This is a genomic window from Mesorhizobium sp. M2A.F.Ca.ET.042.01.1.1, assembly GCF_003997405.1.
Taxonomy (GTDB): domain Bacteria; phylum Pseudomonadota; class Alphaproteobacteria; order Rhizobiales; family Rhizobiaceae; genus Mesorhizobium.
Genome location: NZ_RZRX01000271.1, coordinates 1 through 8,037, shown reverse-complemented (window position 1 = coordinate 8,037; position 8,037 = coordinate 1). Strand labels below are relative to the sequence as shown.

Below are 8,037 nucleotides of genomic sequence, written 5' to 3'. Positions count from 1 at the left end.
GTGGAAGGTCACCACGGCAAGCCGGCCACCGGGCTTCAGCGCCCGCTCGGCCGCCAGCAGCGCCCTTGCAAGCTCGCCAAGCTCGTCATTGACGAAGATGCGCAACGCCTGGAAGACGCGCGTGGCCGGATGGATCTTGTCCTTGGGTCCGCGTCCGACATGCGTTTCGATGGCGTCGGCGAGATCGAGCGTGCGCTCGAACGGTTTCTTCTCGCGCCGGCTCTCGATCATGCGCGCGATGCGCCCTGCATGGCGCTCCTCGCCGAGAAAGCCGAAGATGCGGGCAAGGTCGCCGGCCTTGAAGGTGTTGACGACGTCGGCGGCGGAAAGCCCCGACTGCGCCATGCGCATGTCGAGCGGCCCATCGGCGCGAAAGGAAAAGCCGCGCTCCGCCTGGTCGAGCTGCATGGAGGAAACACCGATGTCGAGCACCACGCCGTCGGCGCCCTCGACACGTTCGTCCAGCGTCGAGAACGGCGCCTGGACAAGCCTCAGCCGGCCGCCGGCCAGCCGCTCCAGCGCCCTGCCCGCCGCAATCGCGTCCGGGTCGCGGTCGATGGCAATGACGGAGGCGCCGCGATCGAGGATGGCGCTGGTGTAGCCGCCGGCACCGAATGTCCCGTCGACGATCGTCTCGCCGGCCTTCGGCGCAAGCGCGTCGAGCACCTCGGCAAGGAGGACCGGAATGTGGCGGGCCGGTCCGCCAACGGCGTGAGGATCATCGCCGTGGCCAGCCATCATTCCGATCGCTCCTCGGGCTTCGTCCCCTGCCGAAGCTGCAAAAGCCTGGCGCGCGCCTCCGCACCATACGCGGAAAGCCGTCCCGGCTCCCAAACTTGAAAGAAATTGCCGCGGCCGACAAAGGCCACCTCGTTCGAGATGCCCGTATGCTCGCGGATGAAGTCGCTCATGGTGATGCGGCCATCCTGATCGAGCTTCAGGAACGTCCCGTCGCCGTGGCAGAAGAACGACATGTCGTCCGCCGTCTGCAGAAAGGGATCCTCCAGCGCGATCCGCTGCTCGTAGCGGTCGAGCAGGTCGAGTCCGCCGACATCCATGGCCGGCAGGTCCAGGCAGCGCAGCGCGTAAAGCTCCGAATAGCCGCGTTTCTGAACCACCGCACGGAAATGCGCCGGAACGGAGACCCGCCCCTTCGCATCGATCCTGTTCACCGCGTTTGACAGAAATCGGTCCAATGAACGCTACAGCCGCTTCCGCCGCCGCACCCCTTCCCATGTTGTTCTCCGCGCCCTCACCGCACTCGCGGCAAATCGCTTCATTCACCGGGGCGAAAACCGGCAAACGCGCAGCCGCCGCGGCTGCCCGATTGGCGTACGCTTCACCCTGACGCGGAACGAAAGCTTGATGATGTAAACGGGATATCATGGGGTATTATGGGCGTCAACGGGAACAGGCATCACAAACACGCGCATCACAACCACAAAGCGCAGGCTGAAGGCACGTCTCGTCTTTATCGTCCATTAAGCCTAACGAAGCGTTTAGAGCCCTCTGGCCCAAAAGGACGCTGCTTGCCGCAAACAGCCGGCACGCATAGCGTCGCGGGCAATTTCTATTCAGCCGAAGGAATGAAGCCTGATGTCCGAGAAAGCGAAGTCCCGCGCCGCGGCGCTTGCCCATTTGCGCAGCCGCGATTTCGCCAAGGGCGACCCGATCCCTCTGCCGCTCACCATGGCATCGATCTTCCACACGCCGGGCGCAGAGGTCGGCTTCGATCAGTATGGCCGCTACGACAATCCGACTTGGCGCGCCGTCGAGCACGCGCTTGGCCACCTCGAAAGCGCGCAGTGCGTCGCCTTCCCGTCCGGAATGGGCGCAATCTCGTCGGTGTTTTTCGCGCTGCTGAAAGCAGGCGACCGCGTGCTTCTGCCGTCAGACGGCTATCACGCCACGCGCGCCATGGCCGAGCGCTTTCTCAATCCCCTCGGCATTGCCTGCGACACCAGGCCGACGCCAACCTTCCTCGACGGCGGCTTCGATGGTTACCGGCTGGTTTTTGCCGAGACGCCGTCCAATCCCCGGCTGGACATCTGCGATATCACGGCGGTGGCCGAAGCCGTCCACAGGCAGGATGGGCTGCTGGTCGTCGACAACACGACGATGACGCCCTTCGGCCAGCGTCCGCTCGACCTCGGCGCCGACATCGTCGTCTCCGCCGACACCAAGGCGGTGAACGGTCATTCCGATGTGCTCTTCGGCCATGTCGCGAGCCGCGATGCCGGCCTCATCACCAAGGTGACCGACTGGCGCAGCCTGGCCGGCGGCATCCCCGGCCCCTTCGAGGCCTGGCTTGTGCATCGCGGGCTGGAAACGCTGGAGGTGCGTTTCGACCGGATGTGTTCTTCGGCCGAAACCATCGCGCGGCGGCTGAAGGATCACCGCGCGGTCAGCGGCTTGCGCTATCCCGGCCTCGAGGGCGATGCCTCGCACAATCTGGCGCGTGTCCAGATGGATCGCTTCGGCTTCCTGATCTCATTCAAACTGGCCTCGGAACAGAAGGCCGAGGCGTTCATCGACAATTGCACGCTGATTGAATCGGCGACTTCCTTCGGTGGTGTGCACACGTCGGCCGAACGGCGCTCGAAACGCGGCGACGCCGTACCGCCCGGCTTCGTGCGCCTGTCGATCGGTTGCGAGCCGGTCGAGGAGCTTTGGCAGGCGATCGAGGCGTCGCTGGACAAAGTCGCCAGTTGAGTGGCCAATAAATGTCGCCCAAAAGTGCGGGCAGCGGTTCTGGGACAACGACACGCATCAAAACAAAGTCTTAAAGCGCGTCGGCTGAATCAGTTTCAACGCGACGCGCTTTAGGATCCCATATCCTCTGTCTCGATCCTTCGCCGGCCATGCAGCACGCGCAGGATTTCGATTGCATCGTCGCCAATTCGATAGAATGTAAGGTACTCCCCGACAACAAGGTGGCGAATGCCCGGCAGGATGTCGTCGCGCGGTGCGCCTGATCGGGGATGGAGGGTTAGCAAGTCCCATCGCCGCTGAAGAGTTTCCACGAAACGGATTGCGGCATGTAGGCGGCGATATAGTCGCCGATAGCTTCGAGGTCGACCAGTGCCTGTGGAAGCAGGCGGTACTTCACTCGTCAGCGCCTTTGGCTTCCGCCATCTTCGAATATCTGGCGCGCAATCGCTCCATTAAGGGGGGAGCGTCCAGCGCCGGTCCGCTATCGATCCCCTCCTGCACCAATTCCCGCAACTCCTCGACGGTGTAGCCGAGCAGATCGCGACGCTCCTTCCACTGCCTGAGCGCATCGCGGATCACTTCGCTCGCGGAAGCATACTCTCCGGCGGCGACGACATCGTCGACAGCCTGCGCCAGTTCCGGTGAAAGCGTGATGCTGCGTTTATCGACCTGGCCCATGACGTGCTCCTGTCCTTTCTTGGAAGGTACGATTTAATCGCACCACCTTCACGGAAAGGATTAGCGGGGTTCAAGCAGCCGTCGCGCCATCACTTGAATCAAAAAGCACACCCATCGGCGCAACCTTTGATTTATGTCGCCATCGCCGCAGGGAGAAAAATTGCCAGCTGGCCTGTAAGCCGGGTTCTGTATGGCCCTCGCCTCGCGGCGAGAACGTGGCGGCCATTCATCTTGGGCGCATGTTGCCACGCGCCTCACGCAACCTACCCGGACGGTGGGCCGGAAACAGCCCTCGAAGGTTTCCCCTCGCACCGCCCCTATTCGGTTTTGCTCCCGGTGGGGTTTGCCCTGCCGCTCCTGTTGCCAGTCGCGCGGTGGGCTCTTACCCCACCCTTTCACCCTTGCCGCGGCAATGCCGCGGCGGTTTGCTTTCTGTGGCACTTTCCCTGGGGTCACCCCCGCCGGCCGTTAGCCGGCACCGTGTCTCCATGGAGCCCGGACTTTCCTCACCCGCAACCTTTCGGTTCTCGCGGGCGCGGCCGCCCGGCCAGCTGGCAAGCGCGTATAAAGGGATTCCCGCCTGAAAACGCAAACGAAAAAGCGCCCCGTCCCAAATGCGCGGCGGTTTGGGGCAACGACGTGCATAAAGCGCGCGTTGCCAAATCCGCCGCGCTGCATAGCGTCAGGCCGGCGAGCCCAGCGCCACCATCTGCACCTTCACCTTGCTGCAATAGGCGGCGGAGACCGGGTTCATCCGCGTCGCTCCATGGCCGGCATTGTATTTCAGGATCGTGCCGCAGGTGGTGCCGCCGCCAAGGTCCCGCGCCATGGCGAGGTACTTCATGCCGTATTTGATGTTGGTGTCGGGATCGAACAATCCCTTGGCCGAACCGGTATAACCCATCATGCGGGCCGTCGCCGGCTTGATCTGCATCAGGCCGATCTCGCCGGCGCCGCCGACCATGTTCGGCCGATAGTTGCTTTCGATCTTGATGACGGCCTTGGCCAGCGACACCGGCACGCCATAGCTCGCGGCATAGCGGGCGATGATCGCCGAATACTGGCCGTCGCCGGTGGCAGCGGGCGTCGCCACGGCGATCTTGCCGGGTTGAATCGAGGCCGTCGTGGTGAGATCGACAGCCTTTCTGCCGCGCTTGGCGCGTTTGGCCGTCGATTTTGTCACCCGGGTTGCGGCGGCCTTCTGAACCCTTGCCGGAGCAGCCCGCGCGGTTTTTGCCGTCTTGGTGCTCGAGGCTGCCTTTGGCGTTACGGCTGCAAGGCCGTTGTCCGCCCTGGGGCTCAGCGGGGCACTGTTGGCCTGGTTGAAGGCAAAACTTATCACTCCGGCAGCAACGGCTGCCGCTACAACGGTCAATTTTTGCATGTAGTCCTGTTCTGTTAGAGCTGCACGAAGAACTTCGCACAGTTAGGTCAACTCAACATCGGGTGCCTTGGGGGGATAGACGCCCGACAACTTGCGGAAGGGGCATTTGCAGGCGGAATTGGCGGCAATAAAGGCGGCGCAATTCACTTTGAGTGACAGATTGTAATTTAAGGGCCCCGGCGCAACTATTTGACGGGAGTTGCCTTTACGGAAGCCAGGAGCCTCTGCAGCGTGCGGATCGTCGAATTGTCCGCCACGCCGTCGACCAGCCGCCGGCGGAAATGTAACTGGAAGGCCGCCACCACGATTTCCGTCTGCCGATCATAGACACCGGATATCTCGACACCATAGCCATAGAGCGCCAGCATCGACTGCACTGCTTCAACGTCGGCGCCGGCATCGCCGGCCTTCAGCGCAGCGCCGGCCTTTATCGGCGCCGCCGGCACGAGATGTCCGATACCGGCCGCGAACAGTGCCTTCCAGGGGAATTTCTCGCCTGGATCGACCTTGCGGCCCGGCGCCACGTCCGAATGGGCGAGCACCCTTGCCGCGGGAATGGAATGGCGTTCCGCGATACCCGCGCACAACTCGATCACGGCGCCGATCTGCCGCCGCGGGAAGGCCTTGTAGCCCAGCGTGTGCCCGGGATTGACGATCTCGATGCCGACCGAGCAGGAGTTGATGTCGGTTTGCCCGAGCCAGGAACTCTGGCCGGCATGCCAGGCGCGATCGCTCTCGCGCACCATTTGCACGATACGACCGTCCTCATGAACGAGGTAGTGCGAGGACACCTCGCTCGCTGGGTCGCACAGCCACGCCTCGGCACCGGCGCCGCTTGCCATGCCGGTATAGTGCAGCACGATCATGTCGGGCCGAAGCGTCTCGCGGCGCGGGCCGAAATTGGGCGAGACCCGAACCTCCGCCTCTGGATGGTCGGGCGGAAAACCGCTCATGCGTGCCTGAGGCCCCGCTCGATCATCTCATAGGCGGCGTTGATCGCGGCGACCCTGGTCGTGGCGATCTTAATGAATTCCTGCGGCAAGCCGCGCGCGATCAGCCGGTCGGGATGATTGTCCGAGATCAGCTTGCGATAGCGTTTCCTAATCTCCTCGAACGGCCTGCCCCGCTCGATCCCCAGGACGACATAGGGATCGGCGGCGCCAAGATCGACGTGCCTGGACAGGATCGCCTCGTAATGCGCCTCGTCGATCTGAAAAATCTCCGCGATCCGATGCAGGAATTGCCCTTCCTGCTCGTGGATGAGGCCATCCGCCTTGGCGATGTGGAACAAACCGTCGAGTATATCCTCCAGCATCACGCAGTTGGCGTGGCCGGAGCCGCAGAGCTGCGCCATGCGCTGGGCATAGGTCTCGAAACCGGCGACGTCCTGCTTGGCGATATCGTAAAGCCGCGCCACGTTGCGTGTCTCGCTCGGCGGAACCTCGAAGATTTCCTGAAAAGCACGCACCTCGTCCTGCGTAACGATGCCGTCGGCCTTGGCCATCTTGGCGGAGAGCGCGATCATGGCCACCGAGAAGGCGACGCGCCGGCGCAGGTCCGGGTCGCCGGAAAACACGGTGCGCACGGCTTCCACGACATCCCCGACCCCCGAGGACGCCGACGACGAAACACGAGCGATGAAGTCGCCAAGGCGGTCCCAAATCGACATGCCGGCTTCATAGAGCGAACCGGGCGGTTCTATCAAGCCTGGACAATGCCGCAGGTGATGGGCGACCTTCGGGATCGGTGGAGCAAAAAAGAAGGCCGGCATTGCCGGCCTTCCTTGAATCTATTGGTCGGCTCTTACTGCGCAGGCGCAGCAGGAGCCGGATTTGTTGCCGGAGCCGGTTCAGCGGGCTTCGAAGCGTCGGGCGAAGCAGGCTTCATCGGCTGCTCGTTGGCCGGCGGATTGGTGCTCTGGGTGGTGGTCTTGTCGGTGCCACTGTCGCTGCAAGCCGCGACCCCCAGCAGGGCGAGCGCCGAAACAGACGCCAAGATGAGCTTCTTCATGGTATCTCTCCTTCAACAGACGCTCACGTTTCGGTGAGCGGTCGCAGGGGAAATGCATCAGCAGGCTCGCCGGTTTCGTAACGTTGCATTTCGATATGTAACATCAACTTGCAATTGCTGGCGGGGAAATCCCGAACTAACAGAACATACGCTCGAAGACATAGTGGGTAGAGAGAATGCCGGCAGTCGCGGAAACACGGAAATGGGATTTCTGGATCGACCGCGGCGGCACTTTCACCGACATCATCGGCCGTGATCCGCAAGGCCGGCTGCACCCTCGAAAACTCCTGTCCGAGAATCCCGAGGCTTATGCGGACGCCGCCATCCAGGGCATCCGCGACCTGTTGGGTCTGAAGGCCGGCGCCGCCATTTCCGCCGACGCGATCGGCGACGTCAAAATGGGCACGACCGTTGCCACCAATGCGCTGCTCGAGCGCAAGGGCGACCGTGTGCTGCTGCTCATCAGCAAGGGTTTTCGCGACGCATTGCGCATCGCCTACCAGGCGCGGCCGGACATCTTCGCCAAGGAAATCATCCTGCCCGAGCAGCTCTACGAGCGGGTGATCGAGGTCGATGAACGCGTGCGCGCCGATGGCTGCGTCGAGCGCCTGCTCGACATCGCCGCCTGCCGCCCGGCGATCGAGCAGGCCAGGGCCGATGGCATCGACGCGGTCGCCATCGTCTTCATGCATGCCTGGAAATACCCGGACCACGAGAAAGCCGTGGCAAAAGTCTGCCGCAAGATTGGCTTCAACCAGATTTCAGTCAGTCACGAGGTCTCGCCGCTCATCAAATTGGTCGGCCGTGGCGACACCACCGTGGTCGACGCCTACCTGTCGCCGATCCTGTCGCGCTATGTGCAGCGGGTAGCCGGCGAACTGGGCCCCGGCCCACGTCTGATGTTCATGATGTCGTCGGGCGGCCTCACCGCCGCCGACATGTTCCAGGGCAAGGACGCGCTGCTTTCCGGCCCGGCCGGCGGCGTCGTCGGCATGGTCGAGACGGCGAAGCTCGCCGGCTTCGAGAAGGTCATCGGCTTCGATATGGGTGGCACCTCGACCGACGTCGCCCATTATGACGGCGAATATGAGCGCGCCTTCGACACCGAGGTCGCAGGCGTGCGCATCCGCGCGCCGATGATGCGCATCCACACGGTCGCCGCCGGCGGCGGCTCGATCCTGCATTACGAGGCGGGACGCTTCCGCGTCGGCCCGGATTCGGCCGGCGCCAATCCCGGCCCGGCCGCCTACCGG

At 63.4% G+C, this 8,037-nt stretch carries 10 protein-coding genes and 1 other RNA gene; 2 read left to right on the top strand and 9 right to left on the bottom strand.

Annotated elements, in window-relative coordinates; translation table 11 throughout:
* Positions 1-741 (bottom strand): 16S rRNA (cytosine(1402)-N(4))-methyltransferase RsmH (gene rsmH, locus EOA23_RS28775; RefSeq protein WP_127306639.1); only part of this gene is annotated, 741 nt, incomplete at its 3' end.
* Positions 738-1,196: a division/cell wall cluster transcriptional repressor MraZ gene (gene mraZ, locus EOA23_RS28770; RefSeq protein ID WP_127306638.1), complete on the bottom strand. Its 459-nt coding sequence runs from the start codon at positions 1,194-1,196 to the stop codon at positions 738-740. The genes rsmH and mraZ, both read right to left, overlap by 4 nt.
* Positions 1,197-1,596: 400 nt before the next feature.
* Here mraZ and EOA23_RS28765 point away from each other — a divergent pair, with 400 nt between their 5' ends.
* Positions 1,597-2,712: a cystathionine gamma-lyase gene (locus tag EOA23_RS28765; protein ID WP_127306637.1), complete on the top strand. Its 1,116-nt coding sequence runs from the start codon at positions 1,597-1,599 to the stop codon at positions 2,710-2,712.
* 110 nt (positions 2,713-2,822) lie between these two features.
* On the opposite strand, the gene EOA23_RS28760 is transcribed toward EOA23_RS28765, so the two are convergent.
* The 7 genes from EOA23_RS28760 to EOA23_RS28730 form a co-directional block, all read right to left on the bottom strand.
* Positions 2,823-3,023, bottom strand: coding sequence for a type II toxin-antitoxin system RelE/ParE family toxin (locus EOA23_RS28760; RefSeq protein ID WP_245474373.1), 201 nt, complete (start codon positions 3,021-3,023; stop codon positions 2,823-2,825).
* A gap of 82 nt (positions 3,024-3,105) precedes the next feature.
* Positions 3,106-3,390, bottom strand: coding sequence for a type II toxin-antitoxin system ParD family antitoxin (locus EOA23_RS28755; protein WP_127306636.1), 285 nt, complete (start codon positions 3,388-3,390; stop codon positions 3,106-3,108).
* 159 nt (positions 3,391-3,549) lie between these two features.
* Positions 3,550-3,945: RNase P RNA component class A (gene rnpB / locus EOA23_RS28750), an RNA gene on the bottom strand.
* Positions 3,946-4,072: 127 nt separating this feature from the next.
* Entirely contained in the window at positions 4,073-4,774 is a 702-nt protein-coding gene (locus tag EOA23_RS28745) for a transglycosylase SLT domain-containing protein (protein WP_127306635.1), read from the bottom strand.
* A gap of 185 nt (positions 4,775-4,959) precedes the next feature.
* On the bottom strand, positions 4,960-5,727 hold the full coding sequence (locus EOA23_RS28740) for an N-acetylmuramoyl-L-alanine amidase (protein WP_127306634.1): 768 nt from the start codon (positions 5,725-5,727) through the stop codon (positions 4,960-4,962).
* Positions 5,724-6,443 carry a DnaJ family molecular chaperone gene (locus EOA23_RS28735; RefSeq protein WP_126060076.1) on the bottom strand — a complete coding sequence of 240 codons (720 nt, stop codon included), beginning with the start codon at positions 6,441-6,443 and terminating at the stop codon, positions 5,724-5,726. The genes EOA23_RS28740 and EOA23_RS28735 overlap by 4 nt, the downstream gene beginning before the upstream one ends.
* A gap of 134 nt (positions 6,444-6,577) precedes the next feature.
* Positions 6,578-6,784 carry a hypothetical protein gene (locus EOA23_RS28730; protein WP_126060075.1) on the bottom strand — a complete coding sequence of 69 codons (207 nt, stop codon included), beginning with the start codon at positions 6,782-6,784 and terminating at the stop codon, positions 6,578-6,580.
* Between the two features lie 176 nt (positions 6,785-6,960).
* Here EOA23_RS28730 and EOA23_RS28725 point away from each other — a divergent pair.
* Positions 6,961-8,037, top strand: a 1,077-nt coding sequence (locus EOA23_RS28725) for a hydantoinase/oxoprolinase family protein (protein ID WP_145966506.1), incomplete at its 3' end; no start/stop codon positions are given.